A 19,457-nucleotide genomic window follows, 5' to 3' on the forward strand; every position below is an offset into this window, starting at 1 on the left:
CGCCATCATCGGATGATCTGTCCGGAATGGTGATCAAATATCGCCCCCTCCGGACGCCGGAGGAGGGCAGGCCGCTCCGCGCGCGGTCGGAGCGGCCACCGGCGGCTACTAACTTTGATTCCTCACCCACCGTGATGAGGGAGAAAGCCCGTATGAACCGCAAGACCCTGGTGCTGCCGGCCGTCGTCGGCCTGCTCGCCCCCGTGCTCGCCGCCTGCGGCAGCACGGACAGCGGCGCCGGTGGCGAAGGCGCCATCGTCGTCGGCACCACGGACCAGCTCGTGGCCTCCGAGGAGAACCCCGCTCCTCTCGACCCGGCCATCGGGTACGAGGCAGGCGTCTGGAACGTCCTGCGGCAGACGGTGCAGACCCTGACCAGCGTCCCCGTCGGCGGCGGCGCGCCGATCCCCGAGGCCGCCCAGAGCTGCACCTTCACCGACACCGTCAACGAGAGCTACCGCTGCACCCTGCGGCCCGGCCTGACGTTCGCGGACGGCACCCCCGTCACCGCCGAGGATGTGAAGTACTCCATCCAGCGGGTCATCGACATCAACTCCGACAGCGGGCCGGTCGGGCTCCTCGCCAACATCGACATGATCGAGACCAAGGGCGACAACCAGGTGATCTTCCACCTGAACACGCCCGACGCCACCTTCCCGTACAAGCTCGCCACCCCCGCCGCCGGAATCGTCCCCAAGGCGAAGTACCCGGCGAAGGAGGCGCGCACCGGCTTCCAGGTCGACGGCTCGGGGCCGTACACCATGAAGCCGCAGACCGAGGACGGCCGGATCACCCGGATCGTCTTCACCAAGAACCCCTCGTACAAGGGCGAGCTGAAGGTCCTCAACGAGAAGGTCGAGATGGACCTCTTCCCCGACGCCGAGGCCATGGGCAAGGCGCTGGAGGAGAAGAAGATCCACATGATGACCCGGGCCATGTCTCCGGAGCAGGCCCGCGACATGCTCGTCAACCCGAAGAAGGGCATCGAGCTGACCGAGATGCCCGGCCTCGCCATCAGCTACCTCGGCTTCAACACCAAGGACCCGGTGGTCAACAAGGCCGTACGGCAGGCCATGGCGCAGATCATCGACCGGGGCGAGATCGCGGGCAAGGTCTACGGCACCACCGCCGAGCCGCTCTACTCGCTGATCCCCTCCAGCATCACCGGCCACACCAACGCCTTCTTCAACAAGTACGGCGACCCCAGCACCGCCAAGGCCGCCGAGACCCTGGAGAAGGCCGGGGTCAAGACGCCGGTGAAGTTCACCCTGCACTACACCAACGACCACTACGGCTCCGCCACCGCCAAGGAGTTCAAGGCGCTCCAGCAGCAGCTGAACCGCTCGGGCCTCTTCAAGGTCGACGTCGAGGGCAAGGAGTGGTCGAAGTACCGCCCCGAGCAGAAGCGCGGCGACTACGCGGCCTACGGCATGGGCTGGTTCCCCGACTTCCCGGACCCGGACAACTACACCGCCCCGTTCCTGGACAAGAACAACTTCCTCAACTCCCCGTACCGGTCCAAGGAAGCGCAGGACGTCCTGATCCCCAAGTCGCGCCGCGAGGCCGACCGCAGCGCCGCCGCCACGACCTACGAGAAGCTCCAGGACATCGTCGCCACCGACGTCCCCGTCCTGCCGATCTGGCAGGGCAAGCAGTATGTGGCCTCCCGCAGCGGCGTCGCGGGCGTCGAGCGCTCCATCAGCGCCACCTCCGAACTCCAGCTCTGGGAGCTGAACAAGAACGCCTGACCCCGGGCCCGGAACCGCGAAAGCCGTCCGGCCCGCCCCCACACCAGCGGGGGCGGGCCGGACGGCCGCGTTTACAGGGGCCTACTGGGCGCCCGGACGCACCAGCCCGCTCTCGTACGCGTACACCGCGGCCTGTACGCGGTCGCGCAGGCCCAGCTTCGTCAGCACATGGCCCACATGCGTCTTCACCGTCGTCTCGCTGACGAACAGATCCGCGGCGATCTCCGCGTTGGACAGCCCCCGCGCCACCAGCTTCAGGACCTCCACCTCACGGTCCGTCAGCGTGTGCAGGGCGTCCGGCACCGGGTCCTCGCCCGAGGGCAGATGGTCCGCGTACTTGTCGAGCAGCCGCCGCGTGATGCTCGGCGCGAGCATCGCCTCGCCCGCCGCCACCACCCGGATCGCCTGCACCAGCTCGGCCGCCGGGGCGTCCTTCAGCAGGAACCCGCTCGCCCCCGCCCGCAGCGCCTCCACCACGTACTCGTCGAGATCGAACGTGGTCAGCACCAGCACCTTCGCCGGACCGTCCTTGCCGGGACCGGTGATCTGGCGGGTCGCCTCCACGCCGTCCATCCGCGGCATCCGGATGTCCATCAGCACCACATCGGGCTGCAGCGCCCGCACCTGGTCGATGGCCTGCAGACCGTCACCGGCCTCACCGACCACCGCGAGATCGCCCTCGGCCTCCAGAATCATCCGGAAACCGGTGCGCAGCAGCGGCTGGTCGTCGACCAGTAGGACGCGGATCGCCACGGAAACTCCTTACAGGCCCTCAAGAGCCACGGGTCGGCCGGCCTCGGCCCGGACGGGCCCCATTCTGCCCTGGTCACCCTCGCCCGGCTCCGCCGGGCGGACCGAGAGCGGATAGACCGGGGGAGTCCCGCCGAACTCCGGACAGACCGCCTGGTGGTCGCACCAGCCGCACAGCTTCGTCGGGCGCGGCCGCCAGTCACCGGTCTCCGTCGCCAGCGAGATCGCCTCCCACAGCGCCAGCAGCTTCCGCTCCACCCGCTCCAGATCCGCCACCACCGGGTCGTACGTCAGCACATCGCCGCTGCCCAGATAGACCAGCTGGAGCCGGCGCGGCACGATCCCCTTCAGCCGCCAGATCACCAGCGCGTAGAACTTCATCTGGAACAGCGGGCCCTCGGCATACTCCGGCCGCGGCGCCTTCCCCGTCTTGTAGTCGACGATCCGCACCTCGCCGGTGGGCGCCACATCGATCCGGTCGATCACCCCGCGCAGCCGCAGCCCCGACTCCAGCTCCGTCTCGACGAACATCTCCCGCTCCGCCGGCTCAAGACGCGTCGGGTCCTCCAGCGAGAACCACCGCTCCACCAGCCGCTCCGCCTCGCCCAGCCAGCGCGCCAGCCGCTCGCCCCCGGCATCGTCCGCGAACAGCTCGCCCAGCTCCGGCCGCGCCTCCAGGAGCCGGTCCCACTGGCCGGGCACCAGCGCCCGCGCCCTCGGCGCCGTACGGTCCGCCGCCGGGGCGTCGAACAGCCGCTCCAGCACCGCATGGACCAGCGTGCCCCGGGTAGCCGCCTCGCTGGGCTTCTCCGGCAGTTTGTCGATGACCCGGAAGCGGTAGAGCAGAGGGCACTGCATGAAATCGCTCGCCCGCGACGGCGACAGGGACGAAGGCGGCTGCGGCGGCCGGGGCACGGAGGTCATGTCTCAGACCCTACGGCCCGCCACCGACAGTCAGCGGCATACCATCGACGGCAGACCCTCGTGACGCGCGTCATCGTGGCGCGGGCCACACACCGAACCGAAGGGACCACGTGGACAAGAGCGGCGACAGCGGGCGGCCGCAGCCCGGCGCAGGGGGAACCGACCCCGGCGCCGCCCCCGGTGGCGAGCAGCCCAGACGCCCCGCCGAACCGGGCGGCGGCCTGCTCATGGGCCGCCCCTTCGGCGTGCCCGTCTACGTGGCACCCAGCTGGTTCGTCGTCGCCGCACTGATCACCTGGGTCTTCGGCGGCCAGCTCGACCGGGTCCTGCCCGAGCTGGGCGGCGCCCGCTATCTCGTCGCCCTCTTCTTCGCGATCGCCTTCTACGCCTCCGTACTCGTCCACGAACTGGCCCACACGGTCGCCGCCCTGCACTACAAGCTGCCCGTCCGCCGCATCCAGCTCCAGTTCTTCGGCGGCGTCTCCGAGATCGAGAAGGAGACCGAGACCCCCGGCCGCGAGTTCATCCTCGCCTTCGTCGGCCCCCTCCTCTCCCTCGTCCTCGGCGGGATCTTCTACGGCGCGATGCAGTTCGTCGAGCCCGGCACCGTCCCCGGCGTCCTGCTCGCCGGACTGATGATCTCCAACCTCATCGTGGCCGCCTTCAACCTGCTCCCCGGCCTGCCCCTCGACGGCGGCCGGATGCTCCGCGCCGTCGTCTGGAAGATCACCGGCAAGCCCATGAGCGGCACCGTCGCCGCCGCCTGGGTCGGCCGGGGCCTCGCCGTCACCGTCCTCATCGGGCTGCCGCTGCTCACCCACACCGGGGCCGTCGGCAGCGCCAACCAGGAGATCGGCGGGGTGGAGACCGTCATGGACGCGCTCCTCGCCGCGATCCTGGCCGGCATCATCTGGACCGGCGCCGGGAACAGCCTGCGCATGGCCCGCCTCCGCGAGCACCTGCCCGACCTCCGCGCCCGCACCCTCACCCGCCGCGCCGTCCCCGTCGAGTCCGCCACCCCCCTCTCCGAGGCGCTGCGCCGGGCCAACGAGGCAGGAGCCCGCGCCCTCGTCGTCGTCGACGGACAGGGCAACCCCAAGGGCGTCGTCCGCGAGGCCGCCATCGTCGGCGTCCCCGAACACCGCCGCCCCTGGGTCGCCGTCAGCGGCCTCGCCCAGGACCTCACCGAGGGCATGAAGGTCCCCGCCGAACTGGCCGGCGAAGCCCTCCTGGACCGGCTCAAGGCCACCCCGGCCACCGAGTACCTGGTCGTCGAGGAGACCGGCCAGATCTACGGAGTCCTCTCCACCGCCGACGTCGAGCGCGCCTTCGTCAAGGCCATGGCCCGCCCCGAGTCCTGAAGGGGCCCCGCGGCACCGGTAGGCTGGTCACATGTCTGAACCGACCGGTGCCGCCCGCCGACGTGGGCCCTTCAAGGTCGGGGACCAGGTACAGCTCACCGACCCCAAGGGACGCCACTACACCTTCACGCTCGAAGCCGGGAAGAACTTCCACACCCACAAGGGTTCTTTCCAGCACGACGAGCTGATCGGTGCTCCCGAGGGCAGTGTTGTCCGAACCACGGGAAACGTCGCCTACCTCGCGCTGCGCCCCCTGCTCCCCGACTACGTCCTCTCCATGCCCCGCGGCGCCGCCGTGGTCTACCCCAAGGACGCGGGCCAGATCCTGGCCTTCGCGGACATCTTCCCCGGCGCCCGCGTCGTGGAGGCAGGGGTCGGCTCCGGCTCCCTCTCCACCTTCCTGCTGCGAGCCATCGGCGAGCAGGGCATGCTGCACTCCTACGAGCGCCGTGAGGACTTCGCGGAGATCGCCCGGCAGAACGTCGAGCGCTACTTCGGCTCGCCGCACCCCGCCTGGCAGCTGACCGTCGGAGACCTCCAGGACAACCTCTCCGACACCGACGTCGACCGCGTCGTGCTGGACATGCTCGCCCCCTGGGAGTGCCTGGAGGCCGTCTCCAAGGCCCTGGTGCCCGGCGGCATCCTCTGCGCCTACGTGGCCACCACCACCCAGCTCTCGCGCACCGTCGAGTCCATCCGCGAGATCGGCTGCTTCGCCGAACCGCAGCCCTGGGAGTCGATGATCCGCAACTGGCACGTCGAGGGCCTGGCCGTCCGCCCCGACCACCGGATGATCGGCCACACCGGCTTCCTGGTCACCGCCCGCCGCCTCGCGGACGGCGTCGAGCCGCCGCTGCGCCGCCGCCGCCCCTCCAAGGGCGCCTACGGCGAGGACTACGAGGGACCGGGCAGCCAGAGCCGCGGAGGCTCCGCCGACCGCGGCTGACCGCCCAACGAACCGGCGCCGCCGTGGAGTTCCCCGACCGACCGGGGAACTCCACGGCGGCGCCTTCCTGTTGCCGTCCGGAACGCGCCCCTGCGGTGAAACCGGCGCACACCCCGCCGTTCCCCCGGCGTGTGAGGTGTGGCACGATGCTGGCCACCCCTCGGGGGTGCCCCGCCCCCTCCCGGGCTCCCAGGAACCACATGGAGAGACACCGCGTGCAGACCTCCGCGCTCCCGGACCTCGCGCACACCGCCACGAAGCCGGTGCACTGGCTCGCCACGGCCGCCGCCATGGCCGCCGTCGTCGCCCTGGCCGGGCTGCTCCAGCCCCGTACGGCCACCGCCACCGCCACGGCCCCCGAGAAGCGCACCACCACGCCCGTGGCCGCCCCGGACCCGGCGGGTGTGGACTTCCCCCTGGAGTGCGGCGGGGCCGGGACCACGGTGGCCAAGCAGGCCCCCGGGGACCTCGACGGGGACGGGCGGCCGGAGACGGTGGCCGTGGTGCACTGCGACGCGGGCTCCGGGACCCCGCCCAGCGGCATCTACGTCCTGACCCAGGGGAGCGGGGCCGCGCCGAGGGTCGTGGCGACCCTGGTGGACCCCGCCGACAGGAAGACCGTCACGGACTTCGCCGTACGGGAGGGACGCGTCTCGGCCACCCTGCTCGGCTACTCCTCGCTGGAGGTCCCCCGCTGCTGCCCCGACCAGGAGGAACAGGCCTCCTGGCGGTATCAGGGCAAGGCGTTCGTGCGCACGACCGGAGACCTCGCGCGCGCCGTGTGAGGTGACCGTACGGGCGGGGGTGACCGTACGGGGCGCGCCGTCACCGTACGGATCAGGCCGCGTCCGGCCCGTACACCTCGACGCTGTCCTTGACCCGCCGGACATGGATGCAGTCCCCGGGGCACTCCTTGGCCGAATCGACCACGTCCTGGAGGAGTGTCAGCGGCACCGGGGTGGTGGCGCCGGGGTCCTGCAGCAGCTCGTCCTCGGCGCTCTTCACGTACGCCAGGCCGTCGATGTCCAGCTCGAAGACCTCCGGCGCGTACTGCGCGCAGATGCCGTCGCCCGTACAGAGGTCCTGGTCGATCCAGACCTCCAGGTCCTGCGCGTCGCCGTCGCCCGGCGCGTCCTGCTGCACGGTCATGTGTCCTGCCGTTCCTGCGTATCCGAACCCATGGGAGCCAGCCCTGACGGGTGTTGAACGCTTCGACGATACAACCGGCGGCTTTCCGGCGCCGAAGGGTGGGTATTCCCTTGACGTGAGGGAGAGCGCAAGGGTGAAGATCGGACACACCCCGCAGTCTTTGTGATCTAGGGGTTTCAATCACCACCAGCCCAGGTAGGGTCAGGAAGCGTCCAGCTCCCCATGGAGGAGGTGAGGACCGTGGCAGCCCACGACGACGACATCAACCGCGGCATCCGGCCCGCGCGCGGGTCCGAGGACCCAGCCGGCCAGGTTGCCTATCTCGAGCAGGAAATCGCCGTCCTGCGACGTAAGCTCGCCGACTCTCCGCGTCATACGAGGATTCTCGAAGAGCGGATCGTCGAGTTGCAGACGAATCTGGCAGGCGTGTCCGCACAGAACGAGCGGCTCGCCAACACGCTCCGTGAGGCGCGTGACCAGATCGTGGCCCTCAAGGAGGAGGTCGACCGGCTGGCCCAGCCGCCGGCCGGCTTCGGTGTCTTCCTGCAGGCCAACGAGGACGGCACCTGCGACATCTTCACCGGGGGCCGCAAGCTCCGGGTGAACGTGTCTCCCAGCGTCGAGCTGGAGGACCTCCGGCGCGGCCAGGAGGTCATGCTCAACGAAGCGCTCAACGTGGTCGAGGCCATGGAGTTCGAGCGGGCCGGGGACATCGTCACCCTCAAGGAGATCCTCGAGGACGGCGAGCGGGCCCTGGTGGTCGGGCACACCGACGAGGAGAGGGTGGTGCGGCTCGCCGAGCCGCTGCTGGACATCACCATCCGCCCCGGCGACGCCCTGCTGCTCGACTCCCGGTCCGGCTACGTCTACGAGGTGGTCCCGAAGAGCGAGGTCGAGGAGCTCGTCCTCGAAGAGGTTCCGGACATCGACTACAACAAGATCGGCGGTCTGGGCGACCAGATCGAGCTGATCCGCGACGCGGTCGAGCTGCCCTACCTCCACCCCGACCTCTTCAAGGAGCACGAACTGCGACCGCCGAAGGGCATCCTGCTCTACGGCCCGCCCGGCTGCGGCAAGACGCTCATCGCCAAGGCCGTCGCCAATTCGCTCGCCAAGAAGGTCGCCGAGGTGACCGGGCAGCCCGCGGGGAAGAGCTACTTCCTCAATATCAAGGGCCCCGAGCTGCTCAACAAGTACGTCGGTGAGACCGAGCGCCACATCCGCCTGGTCTTCCAGCGTGCCCGGGAGAAGGCGAGCGAGGGCACCCCCGTCATCGTCTTCTTCGACGAGATGGAGTCGCTCTTCCGCACCCGCGGCAGCGGCGTCAGCTCGGACGTGGAGAACACCATCGTCCCGCAGCTGCTCGCCGAGATCGACGGTGTGGAGGGCCTGGAGAACGTCATCGTCATCGGCGCCTCCAACCGCGAGGACATGATCGACCCGGCCATCCTGCGACCCGGCCGACTCGATGTGAAGATCAAGATCGAGCGTCCGGACGCCGAGGCCGCGAAGGACATCTTCGCGAAGTACCTGACCCCCTCGCTGCCGCTGCACGCGGACGACCTCTCCGAGCACACCGGCTCGCGCGAGGCCGCCGCCCACGCCATGATCCAGTCGGTCGTGGAGCGGATGTACACGGAGTCCGAGGAGAACCGCTTCCTCGAGGTGACGTACGCCAACGGTGACAAGGAAGTCCTCTACTTCAAGGACTTCAACTCCGGCGCGATGATTCAGAACATCGTCGACCGGGCAAAGAAAATGGCCATCAAGGCATTCCTGGAACAGGGCCAGAAGGGGCTGCGGGTCGCTCATCTCCTGCAGGCCTGCGTGGACGAGTTCAAGGAGAACGAGGACCTGCCCAACACGACCAACCCGGACGACTGGGCCAGGATTTCCGGCAAGAAGGGCGAGCGGATCGTCTTCATCCGCACGCTCGTCACCGGAAAGCAGGGCGCGGACACCGGACGCTCCATCGACACGGTGGCCAATACCGGCCAGTACCTGTAATACGCCGACCGGCTGCGGATGCCTGGAGAGGTATCCGCAGCCGGTCGTTTTCCCCCGTTCCGGCCATGCCGGAGCAATGTCGTAATTGATCTCCCCACCGGCGCAGAGGCGCTCTAGGCTCTGCGGTACCGCCGAGTCGCGCAGTGCGGTCACGGGCACCGCACACGCACCGGACAAGCAGCGGTACTTGAGCGTCGCTCCCGGACGGGGCCGACGCCGGGCAAGGAGGGCCGCATGACCGTACGGCGAGTGATGGGCATCGAGACGGAGTACGGGATCTCCGTCCCCGGTCACCCGAACGCCAATGCCATGCTCACCTCGTCCCAGATCGTCAACGCGTACGCGGCGGCGATGCACCGGGCGCGACGCGCCCGCTGGGACTTCGAGGAGGAGAATCCGCTGCGTGACGCGCGAGGCTTCGACCTCGCCCGTGAGACCGCCGACTCCAGCCAGCTCACCGACGAGGACATCGGCCTGGCCAATGTCATCCTCACCAACGGTGCCCGGCTCTACGTCGACCACGCGCACCCCGAATACAGCTCACCGGAGATCACCAACCCGCTCGACGCGGTCCTCTGGGACAAGGCCGGCGAACGGATCATGGCCGAGGCCGCCGAACGGGCCGCCGCCATCCCCGGTGCCCAGCCGATCCACCTCTACAAGAACAACACCGACAACAAGGGCGCCTCCTACGGCACGCACGAGAACTACCTGATGAAGCGGGAGACCCCGTTCTCGGACATCGTGCGCCATCTGACGCCGTTCTTCGTCTCCCGCCAGGTCGTCACCGGCGCGGGACGGGTCGGCATCGGCCAGGACGGCCAGGAGCACGGCTTCCAGATCAGCCAGCGCGCCGACTACTTCGAGGTCGAGGTCGGGCTGGAGACCACGCTCAAGCGCCCCATCATCAACACCCGGGACGAGCCCCACTCCGACGCGGAGAAGTACCGCCGGCTCCATGTGATCATCGGCGACGCCAACCTCTCGGAGATCTCGACCTATCTGAAGCTCGGCACCACCTCCCTGGTGCTGTCCATGATCGAGGACGCCTTCATCACCGTCGACCTCGCCGTCGACCAGCCCGTCCGCACGCTGCACCAGGTCTCGCACGACCCGGACCTCCACCACCTGATCACGCTCCGCAGCGGCCGGACACTCACCGCTGTCCAGCTCCAGATGGAGTACTTCGAGCTGGCGCGCAAATACGTCGACGAGCGGTACGGCACCGACGCCGACGAGCAGACCAAGGACATCCTGACCCGGTGGGAGGACACCCTCAACCGGCTGGAGACCGACCCGATGAGCCTGGCGGGCGAACTGGACTGGATCGCCAAGCGGGAGCTGATGGAGGGCTACCGCCGCCGCGACTCGCTGGACTGGGACGCCCCCCGGCTGCATCTCGTCGACCTCCAGTACGCCGACGTACGTCCCGACAAGGGCCTCTACAACCGTCTGGCGGCCCGGGGGCGGATGAAGCGCCTCCTGGACGAGGACGACGTCACCAGGGCCCGTACGAAGCCTCCGGAGGACACCCGGGCCTACTTCCGGGGCCGCTGTCTGGAGCAGTACGCCGACGACGTGGCGGCCGCCTCCTGGGACTCGGTGATCTTCGACCTGCCGGACCGCGACTCGCTCCAGCGCGTGCCCACCCTGGAGCCCCTGCGGGGGACCCGGGAGCACGTCGAGGGCCTGCTCGACCGCTGCCGTACGGCGGAGGAGCTGGTCCGGGTGCTCTCGGGCGGCTGAAAGGTGTCCGGGCTGGGAATCAATCAACCGAGGCCCGGACGTTCAACAACTACCGGGCCAAATGTCGGACCCCGTGGGTAGGGTCTGATCAAGAGCTTCGATTGCTTCGAACCGAGCGGGGTGAGCTACATGGCGACCAAGGACACCGGCGGCGGACAGCAGAAGGCGACGCGCTCCACCGAGGAGGTCGAGGAGCAGGCGCAGGACGCGCAGGCGTCCGAGGACCTCGCGGAGCGCCAGGAGAAGCTGAGCGACGATGTCGACTCGGTCCTGGACGAGATCGACGACGTCCTGGAGGAGAACGCCGAGGACTTCGTCCGTTCCTTCGTTCAAAAGGGTGGACAGTAGTTCACGAGTGTGAACGCCCGGGAGGGTTCCGGGCGACCGTAGTGCCCGGGGGAGACGGGGTGACGGCGACCGCCACGGCGGCCGCCGTCACCCCGCTCGCCACCCGGAGGAGCGCCACCGGCCGACGGGCGCGGGATCCGCGCAGATCCCTCCGCCGAACATGTGGATCACCGCCCCCGGGCGGGTAGGGTCCGTGGCGTACGTCGCTTGAACGGCAATTCGGCCATCGGCAAGTTGGGGGATGATCCTGACTCTCTTGCGCAGGGCCATCGCATACCTGGAGGGAAACGCGTGGAAGCCAACACTCGTAGCACCGGGCGTCTACCAGCTGCCTTCCTGACGCCGGGGTCGTCCTCGTTCATGGACTTCCTGGCCGACCAGTCGCCCGAGATGCTCCCGGGCAACCGGAGCCTGCCGCCGCTCCAGGGGGCGATCGAGGCACCGCACGGGACGACCATCGTGGCGGCCACCTTCCCCGGTGGCGTGGTCCTGGCCGGCGACCGGCGCGCCACCATGGGCAACATGATCGCGCAGCGCGACATCGAGAAGGTCTTCCCGGCCGACGAGTACTCGGCGGTGGGCATCGCCGGCACCGCCGGACTGGCCGTGGAGATGGTCAAGCTCTTCCAGCTGGAGCTGGAGCACTTCGAGAAGGTCGAGGGCGCCCAGCTCTCCCTGGAGGGCAAGGCCAACCGGCTCTCCACCATGATCCGCTCCAACCTGGCCATGGCCATGCAGGGGCTCGCCGTGGTCCCCCTCTTCGCGGGTTACGACGTCGACCGCGAGAAGGGCCGCATCTTCTCGTACGACGTCACGGGCGGCCGCTCCGAGGAGAACGGTTACGCCGCCACCGGCTCCGGGTCCATCTTCGCCCGGGGCTCCATGAAGAAGCTCTACCGCGAGGATCTGACGGAGGAGCAGGCCCTCACCCTCGTCGTGCAGGCGCTGTACGACGCCGCGGACGACGACTCGGCGACCGGCGGCCCGGACGTGGCCCGCCGGATCTATCCGATCGTCACCGTCATCACCGACGAAGGCTTCCGGAGGCTGAGCGACCAGGAGTCCTCCGACATCGCGCGCTCCATCCTGGAGCGCCGCCTGGAGCAGCCCGACGGCCCGCGCGCCGCGCTGCTCTGATCCGGACTCCGAGCCTCCCCAGAAGCACTCGTCACTGACAGAAAGGGACGGATAGCCGGTGTCGACGCCGTTCTATGTCTCACCCCAGCAGGCCATGGCCGACCGGGCGGAATACGCCCGCAAGGGCATCGCCCGTGGTCGCAGCCTCGTTGTGCTGCAGTATGCCGACGGCATTGTGTTCGTCGGCGAGAACCCGTCCCGCGCGCTGCACAAGTTCAGCGAGATCTATGACCGGATCGGCTTCGCGGCCGCCGGCAAGTACAACGAGTACGAGAACCTCCGCATCGGCGGTGTCCGCTACGCCGATCTCCGCGGATACACCTACGACCGGGACGATGTGACGGCCCGTGGGCTGGCCAACGTCTACGCCCAGACGCTCGGCACCATCTTCTCCAGCGCGGCCGAGAAGCCGTACGAGGTGGAGCTGGTCGTCGCCGAGGTCGGCACGGCTCCCGAGGGCGACCAGATCTACCGGCTGCCGCACGACGGTTCGATCGTGGACGAGCACGGCTCGGTCGCGGTCGGCGGCAACGCCGAGCAGATCAGCAGCTTCCTGGACCAGCGCCACCGCGACGGCATGACGCTCGCCGAGGCGCTCAAGCTGGCCGTCCAGGCGCTCTCCCGGGAGCCCGGGGGCGGCGAGCGGGAGATCCCCGCCGAGCGCCTCGAGGTCGCCGTGCTGGACCGTACGCGGCCCCAGCAGCGCAAGTTCAAGCGGATCGTCGGCCGCCAGCTGGCCCGGCTCCTCGAAGCGGAGACGGCGAGCACCACCCCGACGGACGCCCCGTCCGACGTGGAGGAGACCGACACCACCGGGCCGGACACCGACACGGGCACCGGCAGCTCCTCCGGCTCCACCGAGGAGTAGACAGCACGCCCTCGATGCCCCCGGGCCCAGGCCCGGGGGCATCCGTCATGTCCGGGAGGGGGCGGCCGGTGGCGCCGTGGAGCCACGGACGACCAGCCGCACCGGCAGGCTGTCCGCCTCGGTCCCGCGGCCCTCCAGCACGGCCAGCAGGGCCGCCATGCCGCGCTCCCCGACCTGCTCGGCGGGCAGCTGGACGGTGGTCAGCTCCGGCTCCACGGCGGTGGCCAGGGCCAGGTCGTCGAAGCCGGTGACCGAGAGGTCGTCCGGCACCCGCAGCCCGAGCCGCCGGGCCGCCTTGCACGCGCCCGCCGCCAGGATGTCGTCGTCGCAGACGATCGCCGTGGGCCGCTCCCCGGTGACGGTCAGCGCCTGCTCGGCCGCCTCCCGCCCGGCCCGGACATCGAGCGGGGCCCGTACCGTACGCACCTCGGCGCCCGGTACCGCGTCCACCGCCTCGTGCAGGGCCTGGGCGCGGACCGCGAACGTCCAGGTGTCCACGGCGGACGCGAGATGGACGAAGCGGCGGTGGCCGAGGCCCAGCAGATGGTCCGTCACCTGGCGCATGCCGTCGGCGATGTCCAGGTTGACGTGGGCCGCCGCGTCCGTCCCGGCCGGGTCGCTGTCCAGCATCACCAGCGGCAGATCGGCCCCGTGCAGGGCGCTCAGCGCGGCGGAGGCCATCGAGGAGGCGATCACCCCGTCCAGCGAGGCGCGCGCCGAGGCGAAGGGGTCCCGGGCCGGGCCCGTGCCGTCCGGCGAGGGGTAGAGCACCACGCCGAAGTCGTGCTCGGCGGCGACGGCGGCGGCCCCCGTGTGGACCCGGGCGAAGAACTCGTTGGTGAGCGCCGGCACCACCAGCAGGGCCGTCCTGGTCCGGCCGAGCCGGAGGCTGCGGGCGGCCAGATTGGGCCGGTACCCCAGCTCCGCCGCGCTCTCCCGGACCCGCTGGGCGGTGGCCTCGGAGACCCGGCCCGGCCACTTCTCGCCCAGCACCAGCGAGACCGTCGCCTGCGAGACGCCTGCCGCGCGGGCCACGTCGCGGCTGGTGGGCCGGGGCGGAGCGGGCTGGTGCGGGTCGGTCACGCGGGCCTCCGTGCGGGCTGGTTCCATGCCGCCGCGAGGTGGACCGGCGGGCTGCGCACATGGTACGTATGAACCTCGACGTTATACGTAAAACCTCGGGTGGTGGCAGCCGTCCGGCGGAGAGGGGCAGGGAATGGCCGCGGGATATCTGGACATCCTCCGGGCGCGGCACGCCGCCCGGCTGCTGACGGGCACGCTGGTGGGGAGGCTGCCCAACGGCACCGCGCACATCGCGATCGTGCTCTTCACCCGGGCCGAGGGCGGCAGCTACACCCTGGCCGGCGCCCTGGCCGCCGCGTACGGACTGGCCACCGCCGTCGGACAGCCGCTGCTCGGCCGGGCCGTCGACCTGTACGGGCAGCCGCGCGTCCAGTTCCCCGCCGCCGTGCTCTCCGCGCTCGGCATGGCCCTGTTCGCCGTGGCCGGGCTCGGCTCGCTGCCACTGGCGTACGCGGCCGTGGTCGTCGCCGGAGTCGCCACCCCGCCCCTGGAGGGCGGCCTGCGGGCCCTGTGGCCCAGCGTGCTGAAGCGCGAGGACCGGGTGCACCGCGCGTACGCCCTGGACGCCGTGGCGCAGGAGGTCATGTTCACCGTCGGGCCGCTCCTGGTGACGCTCCTGGTCTCCCTCTGGTCCCCCGCCGCCGCCCTGCTCGTCATCAACGCCATCGGCGTCCTCGGCGCCCTGTCGGTGGTCCTCTCCGAGCCCTCCCGCACCTGGCGCTCCGCACCCCGCGAGGCCCACTGGCTGGGCGCCCTGCGCTCGCCCGGGCTCCTCGCGCTGCTCGGCGCGTTCTTCTTCGTCGGGCTCGCGCTCGGCTCCATCACCGTGGCCGGGGTCGCCTACGCCGACGACCACGGCCGGGAGTCGGTGTACGGCTGGCTGATGGCCGCGCTCGGCCTCGGCGCCCTGATCGGAGGGCTCGGCTACGGGGCGCGGCAGTGGTCGGGGGAGCCGGAGAAGCGGCTGCGGGTGATCGTCGCCCTGCTGGCGCTCGGCTACCTGCCGCTGACGCTCACCCCGTCGGTCCCCGCCATGACCGCCCTCGCCGCCCTGGCCGGCGTCTTCCTCGCCCCGGCCATCGCCTGCTCGTTCATCGTGGTGGACCGGCACGCCCCGCGCGGCACGGTGACCGAGGCGTTCTCCTGGCTCGTCACCACCTTCGGGGTGGGCGCGGCCGTCGGCACGGCCGCCGCGGGACCGGCCGTCGAACTGGGCTCGACCGCCTGGAGCTTCGCCGTCGCGGGGGCCGGGGGAGTGGCCGCCCTGGCCGTCCTGCTCGCCACCGGAAGGGTTCTCACAGCTCCCGCCCGTACGGCCCAGGTCGTGGCGGGATCGGAAAATGATCGAAACGGTGCTGTCGAACCCGGTTTCAGCACCGGCCGTAAGGCGTAATGTTCAGTCATGGACCGCCGCATTTTCGGGCTGGAGAACGAGTACGGCGTCACGTGCACGTTCAGGGGACAGCGCCGACTGTCACCTGACGAAGTGGCGCGCTACCTCTTCCGCCGTGTTGTGTCATGGGGCCGCAGCAGCAACGTCTTTCTGCGGAACGGCGCCCGCCTCTACCTCGACGTGGGATCGCATCCGGAATATGCAACCCCCGAATGCGACAACGTGACCGAGCTGGTCACGCACGACAAGGCGGGCGAGCGCATTCTCGAAGGCCTGCTCGTCGACGCCGAACGCCGCCTGCACGAGGAGGGAATCGCGGGCGACGTCTATCTCTTCAAGAACAACACCGACTCGGCGGGAAACTCCTACGGGTGCCACGAGAACTACCTCGTCGCCCGGCACGGAGAATTCTCCCGGCTCGCGGACATCCTCATCCCCTTCCTCGTCACCCGGCAGCTCATCTGCGGGGCGGGCAAGGTGCTCCAGACCCCGCGCGGCGCCGTCTACTGCGTCAGCCAGCGCGCCGAGCACATCTGGGAGGGCGTCAGCTCCGCGACCACCCGCTCCCGGCCGATCATCAACACCCGCGACGAACCCCACGCCGACGCCGAGCGGTACCGCCGCCTCCACGTCATCGTCGGTGACTCGAACATGTCCGAGACGACCATGCTGCTCAAGGTCGGCGCCACCGACCTGGTGCTCCGCATGATCGAGGCGGGCACGGTGATGCGCGACCTGACCCTGGAGAACCCGATCCGGGCCATCCGCGAGGTCAGCCACGACCTCACCGGCCGCCGCAAGGTGCGCCTGGCCAGCGGGCGCGAGGCCTCGGCCATCGAGATCCAGCGGGAGTACTACGAGAAGGCCGTGGACTTCGTCGAGCGCCGGGGCATCCGCACCGGCACCGTCGACCAGGTCCTGGAGCTGTGGGGCCGCACGCTCGACGCCGTCGAGGCCGAGGATCTCGACCGGATCGACACCGAGATCGACTGGGTCATGAAGTACAAGCTCATCGAGCGGTACCGGGCCAAGCACAACATGACCATGTCGAACCCGCGGGTCGCCCAGATAGACCTCGCCTACCACGACATCCACCGCCGCCGGGGCCTCTTCTACCTCCTGGAGAAGAAGGGCCAGACCGCCCGCATCTGCAACGACCTGAAGATCTTCGAGGGCAAGTCGGTGCCCCCGCAGACCACCCGGGCCAGGCTCCGCGGCGACTTCATCCGCCGGGCCCAGGAGCAGCGGCGGGACTTCACCGTCGACTGGGTCCACCTCAAGCTCAACGACCAGGCGCAGCGGACGGTGCTCTGCAAGGACCCGTTCCGCTCCGTGGACGAGCGGGTGGAGAAGCTGATCGCCGGCATGTGAGCGGCGCCCGGGGCGCCCCCCGGACCTTCGTCGTAGGACAGGGCCCCGTACGTTCCTCGTACGGGGCCTTCTCCACGGCCTAGAGTGGTTCGGACTAACCACAGTGCCCCCTGAGATCTGAGGAACCAGTGCGCCGAATTGCCGGCCTTCTCGTCGCCCCCCTCCTGCTGCTGTCGGCAGTGGCCTGCGGCAGCGACGACAAGGCCTCCGACTCCGCCTCGTCCAAGAACGGCGTGCCCGCGATCACCGCAGGCGCGAAGTTCGGCGAGAAGCCCACCCTCTCCAAGGGCAAGGGAGACCCGCCCAAGGAGCTGAAGACCGAGGTCATCAGCGACGGGGACGGCGCGAAGCTCAAGAACGGCGACGCGATCCAGGTCAACTACCTCGGTCAGTCGTGGGACTCCGACAAGCCGTTCGACAACAGCTTCGACCGCAAGCAGCCCTTCGACCTGACGCTCGGCGCGGGCATGGTCATCCAGGGCTGGGACAAGGGCCTCGTCGGCCAGAAGGTCGGCAGCCGCGTCCAGCTCGTCATCCCCCCGGACCTCGGCTACGGCGAGCAGGGCCAGGGCGACATCAAGCCCAACGCCACCCTCGTCTTCGTCGTCGACATCCTGAAGGCCACCCAGATCCCGGCCTCCGCCAAGGGCACCGAGGTCGCCCAGGACAACATCGACCTGCCCAAGGTCGGCACCAACGACGACGGCAAGGCGCCGAAGGTCACCATCCCCAAGAGCGACCCGCCGAAGAAGCTGTCCTCCACCTACATCCTGGAGTCCGACGGCGAGGTCATCAAGGAGACCGACAGCGTCGTCGTGAACTACGTCGGCATGGTCTGGAAGGACGCCAAGGAGTTCGACTCCACCTACACCCAGGGCAAGACCCAGACCTTCCCGCTCGCCCAGGTCACCCTGAAGGGCCTCAAGGACGGCCTGATCGGCAAGAAGGTCGGCAGCCGCGTCCTCCTGGTCATCCCGCCGGACCAGGCATTCGGCGACCAGCAGCAGCAGGCCATCCCGAAGAACTCCACGCTGGTCTTCGCCGTGGACGTGCTGGCCAAGATGTGAAGCCGTGCCTGGCCAGGGATGTAAGACTGTCCCGGTTGCCCAGTTCATCATTTTGAGGAGCAGTTCCGTGAGCATCGAGAAGCCCGAGATCGACTTCCCGGGTGGCGAGCCGCCGGCCGACCTGGAGATCAAGGACATCTGGGAGGGCGACGGCCCCGTCGCCAAGGCCGGCGACCGGGTCCAGGTCCACTACGTGGGCGTGGCCTTCTCCACCGGCGAGGAGTTCGACGCCTCCTGGAACCGCGGCACCCCGCTGGCCTTCCAGCTCGGTGTCGGCCAGGTCATCTCCGGCTGGGACCAGGGCGTGCAGGGCATGAAGGTCGGCGGCCGCCGCCAGCTGACCATCCCGGCGCACCTCGCGTACGGCGACCGCGGCGCGGGCAGCGCCATCGCCCCGGGCGAGACGCTGATCTTCGTCTGCGACCTGGTCTCGGTCTGAGCCGTCCCGGACGCGCGTGAGTGAGGGCCCCCACCGGTGCGGTGGGGGCCCTCGCCGTTCGGCGGGCCCCGCCGTGGTCCGGACCACGGGCTCGCTTTGGAACCGACACCCCGGGGCGGTACGGTCGACCGTCGTAGAGCACCAGAGAAAGGGCGTCGATGGCGATTGCCAAGGCCGAGCGGTTGATGAACCTCGCGCTGTGCCTCCTGGGGACCCGGCGTCCGCTCAGCAAGCGCGAGCTGCGCGGCTCCATCGAGGCCTACCTCGAAGCGGGCTCCGACGACTCCTTCAACCGGATGTTCGAGCGGGACAAGGACGACCTGCGCGAACTGGGCCTGGTCATCGAGACCGTCGAGAACCTGGACGGCGACACCGGCTATCTGGCCCGCCGCGACAGCAACCGGCTGCCGCCCATCACCCTGGACGCCGAGGAGGCCGCCGCCCTCGGCCTCGCCGCCAAGGTCTGGCAGCAGGCCCGTCTCGCCGGGGCCGCCAGCGGCGCGCTCCAGAAGCTCCGCGCGGCCGGCATGCCCGAGGCCGAAGACGCCTACGAGGTGCACAGCGCCCTCGAACCCCGTATCCCCGTCCACGAGGCGGCCTTCGAGCCCCTGATGCTCGCCTGCCGCGACCGCCGCCCCGTCACCTTCGACTACCGCAAGGCCAATTCCGCCGCCCCCGAGCAGCGCCAGGTCGAACCCTGGACCCTCGAATGCTGGCGCGGCCACTGGTACCTCGCGGGCTGGGACCGCGGCCGCGGCGCCGAGCGCGTCTTCCGGCTCTCCCGCATCACCGGCAAGGTCCGCTCCCGCGCCGGAGCCTTCACCGCCGACGTGCCCGACGTCGTCACCGTCCGCGAGACCGTGGAGAGCTGGGCCGGCGAGACCGCCACCCGGACCGCCCGGATCAGGCTCCGCGCCGGGGCCGGCTACCCGCTGCGGTCGCGGGCGATATCGGTCACGGAGCGCGGCGACGGCTGGGACGAGCTGGAGATCCCGTACGGACACGGCCTCGACGCCTGGCTCGTCGAGTTCGGGCCGGACGTCGTCGTGGAGGAACCCGCCGATCTGCGGGCCGATGTGGTGGACCGGCTGCGCGCCGTGGCCAAGGACTAGGGGGAACC

The 19,457-nt window shown here is 70.1% G+C and carries 18 protein-coding genes and 1 pseudogene; 15 read left to right on the forward strand and 4 right to left on the reverse strand.

The window, feature by feature from the left end:
- Positions 1–152: 152 nt before the first annotated feature.
- A complete protein-coding gene (locus DJ476_RS28820) occupies positions 153–1,748 on the forward strand; it encodes an ABC transporter substrate-binding protein (protein WP_103418392.1) in 1,596 nt (531 codons plus the stop codon).
- A gap of 81 nt (positions 1,749–1,829) precedes the next feature.
- Here the strand turns inward: DJ476_RS28820 and DJ476_RS28825 are convergent, their stop codons facing one another.
- Together DJ476_RS28825 and DJ476_RS28830 are read right to left on the reverse strand one after the other, a co-directional pair.
- Positions 1,830–2,501, reverse strand: coding sequence for a response regulator (locus DJ476_RS28825; RefSeq protein WP_003970158.1), 672 nt, complete (start codon positions 2,499–2,501; stop codon positions 1,830–1,832).
- 9 nt (positions 2,502–2,510) lie between these two features.
- Positions 2,511–3,356, reverse strand: a complete 846-nt coding sequence (locus DJ476_RS28830) for a RecB family exonuclease (protein ID WP_070204736.1) — start codon at positions 3,354–3,356, stop codon at positions 2,511–2,513.
- A 176-nt stretch (positions 3,357–3,532) separates the two neighbouring features.
- Here DJ476_RS28830 and DJ476_RS28835 point away from each other — a divergent pair, with 176 nt between their 5' ends.
- From DJ476_RS28835 to DJ476_RS28845, 3 genes are all read left to right on the forward strand, one after another.
- Positions 3,533–4,783, forward strand: a complete 1,251-nt coding sequence (locus tag DJ476_RS28835) for a site-2 protease family protein (RefSeq protein ID WP_070204737.1) — start codon at positions 3,533–3,535, stop codon at positions 4,781–4,783.
- Positions 4,784–4,814: 31 nt separating this feature from the next.
- On the forward strand, positions 4,815–5,729 hold the full coding sequence (locus DJ476_RS28840) for a tRNA (adenine-N1)-methyltransferase (RefSeq protein ID WP_018487896.1): 915 nt from the start codon (positions 4,815–4,817) through the stop codon (positions 5,727–5,729).
- A 215-nt stretch (positions 5,730–5,944) separates the two neighbouring features.
- On the forward strand, positions 5,945–6,514 hold the full coding sequence (locus DJ476_RS28845; protein ID WP_112492653.1) for a hypothetical protein: 570 nt from the start codon (positions 5,945–5,947) through the stop codon (positions 6,512–6,514).
- A gap of 52 nt (positions 6,515–6,566) precedes the next feature.
- Here DJ476_RS28845 and DJ476_RS28850 read toward each other — a convergent pair whose 3' ends face one another.
- Positions 6,567–6,878, reverse strand: a complete 312-nt coding sequence (locus DJ476_RS28850) for a ferredoxin (RefSeq protein ID WP_019766121.1) — start codon at positions 6,876–6,878, stop codon at positions 6,567–6,569.
- 240 nt (positions 6,879–7,118) lie between these two features.
- Between DJ476_RS28850 and arc the strand changes: the two genes are divergently transcribed.
- The 6 genes and pseudogenes from arc (at position 7,119) to prcA (ending at position 12,984) form a co-directional block, all read left to right on the forward strand.
- On the forward strand, positions 7,119–8,885 hold the full coding sequence (arc, locus tag DJ476_RS28860; RefSeq protein WP_103418411.1) for a proteasome ATPase: 1,767 nt from the start codon (positions 7,119–7,121) through the stop codon (positions 8,883–8,885).
- A gap of 234 nt (positions 8,886–9,119) precedes the next feature.
- The gene (gene dop / locus DJ476_RS28865; RefSeq protein ID WP_070204739.1) at positions 9,120–10,631 is read left to right on the forward strand and encodes a depupylase/deamidase Dop; all 1,512 of its coding nucleotides are present in this window, start codon (positions 9,120–9,122) and stop codon (positions 10,629–10,631) included.
- Between the two features lie 129 nt (positions 10,632–10,760).
- Complete coding sequence (locus DJ476_RS28870) at positions 10,761–10,979, forward strand: ubiquitin-like protein Pup (RefSeq protein ID WP_003970166.1); 219 nt, start codon at positions 10,761–10,763, stop codon at positions 10,977–10,979.
- A 153-nt stretch (positions 10,980–11,132) separates the two neighbouring features.
- Positions 11,133–11,319: pseudogene (locus DJ476_RS35835) on the forward strand (endonuclease domain-containing protein); the annotation flags it as partial.
- Positions 11,271–12,116, forward strand: a complete 846-nt coding sequence (prcB, locus tag DJ476_RS28880) for a proteasome subunit beta (protein ID WP_029395679.1) — start codon at positions 11,271–11,273, stop codon at positions 12,114–12,116. The pseudogene DJ476_RS35835 and the gene prcB, both read left to right, overlap by 49 nt.
- A 58-nt stretch (positions 12,117–12,174) precedes the next feature.
- Positions 12,175–12,984 carry a proteasome subunit alpha gene (gene prcA / locus DJ476_RS28885; RefSeq protein ID WP_053561895.1) on the forward strand — a complete coding sequence of 270 codons (810 nt, stop codon included), beginning with the start codon at positions 12,175–12,177 and terminating at the stop codon, positions 12,982–12,984.
- A gap of 45 nt (positions 12,985–13,029) precedes the next feature.
- Here the strand turns inward: prcA and DJ476_RS28890 are convergent, their stop codons facing one another.
- Complete coding sequence (locus DJ476_RS28890) at positions 13,030–14,067, reverse strand: LacI family DNA-binding transcriptional regulator (protein ID WP_112491881.1); 1,038 nt, start codon at positions 14,065–14,067, stop codon at positions 13,030–13,032.
- 133 nt (positions 14,068–14,200) lie between these two features.
- Here DJ476_RS28890 and DJ476_RS28895 point away from each other — a divergent pair, with 133 nt between their 5' ends.
- The 5 genes from DJ476_RS28895 to DJ476_RS28915 all read left to right on the forward strand — a co-directional run bounded on the left by DJ476_RS28895 (position 14,201) and on the right by DJ476_RS28915 (position 19,449).
- Positions 14,201–15,460, forward strand: coding sequence for an MFS transporter (locus DJ476_RS28895; protein WP_112491882.1), 1,260 nt, complete (start codon positions 14,201–14,203; stop codon positions 15,458–15,460).
- A gap of 9 nt (positions 15,461–15,469) precedes the next feature.
- Positions 15,470–16,831, forward strand: coding sequence for a Pup--protein ligase (gene pafA / locus DJ476_RS28900; RefSeq protein ID WP_026237495.1), 1,362 nt, complete (start codon positions 15,470–15,472; stop codon positions 16,829–16,831).
- Positions 16,832–16,959: 128 nt separating this feature from the next.
- Positions 16,960–17,898, forward strand: coding sequence for an FKBP-type peptidyl-prolyl cis-trans isomerase (locus tag DJ476_RS28905; protein WP_070204743.1), 939 nt, complete (start codon positions 16,960–16,962; stop codon positions 17,896–17,898).
- A 67-nt stretch (positions 17,899–17,965) separates the two neighbouring features.
- Positions 17,966–18,337, forward strand: coding sequence for an FKBP-type peptidyl-prolyl cis-trans isomerase (locus tag DJ476_RS28910; RefSeq protein ID WP_019766127.1), 372 nt, complete (start codon positions 17,966–17,968; stop codon positions 18,335–18,337).
- A 158-nt stretch (positions 18,338–18,495) separates the two neighbouring features.
- On the forward strand, positions 18,496–19,449 hold the full coding sequence (locus DJ476_RS28915; protein ID WP_103418388.1) for a helix-turn-helix transcriptional regulator: 954 nt from the start codon (positions 18,496–18,498) through the stop codon (positions 19,447–19,449).
- Positions 19,450–19,457: the final 8 nt, after the last annotated feature.

This window comes from Streptomyces bacillaris, assembly GCF_003268675.1.
In the GTDB taxonomy this organism is placed as follows: Bacteria; Actinomycetota; Actinomycetes; order Streptomycetales; family Streptomycetaceae; genus Streptomyces; species Streptomyces bacillaris.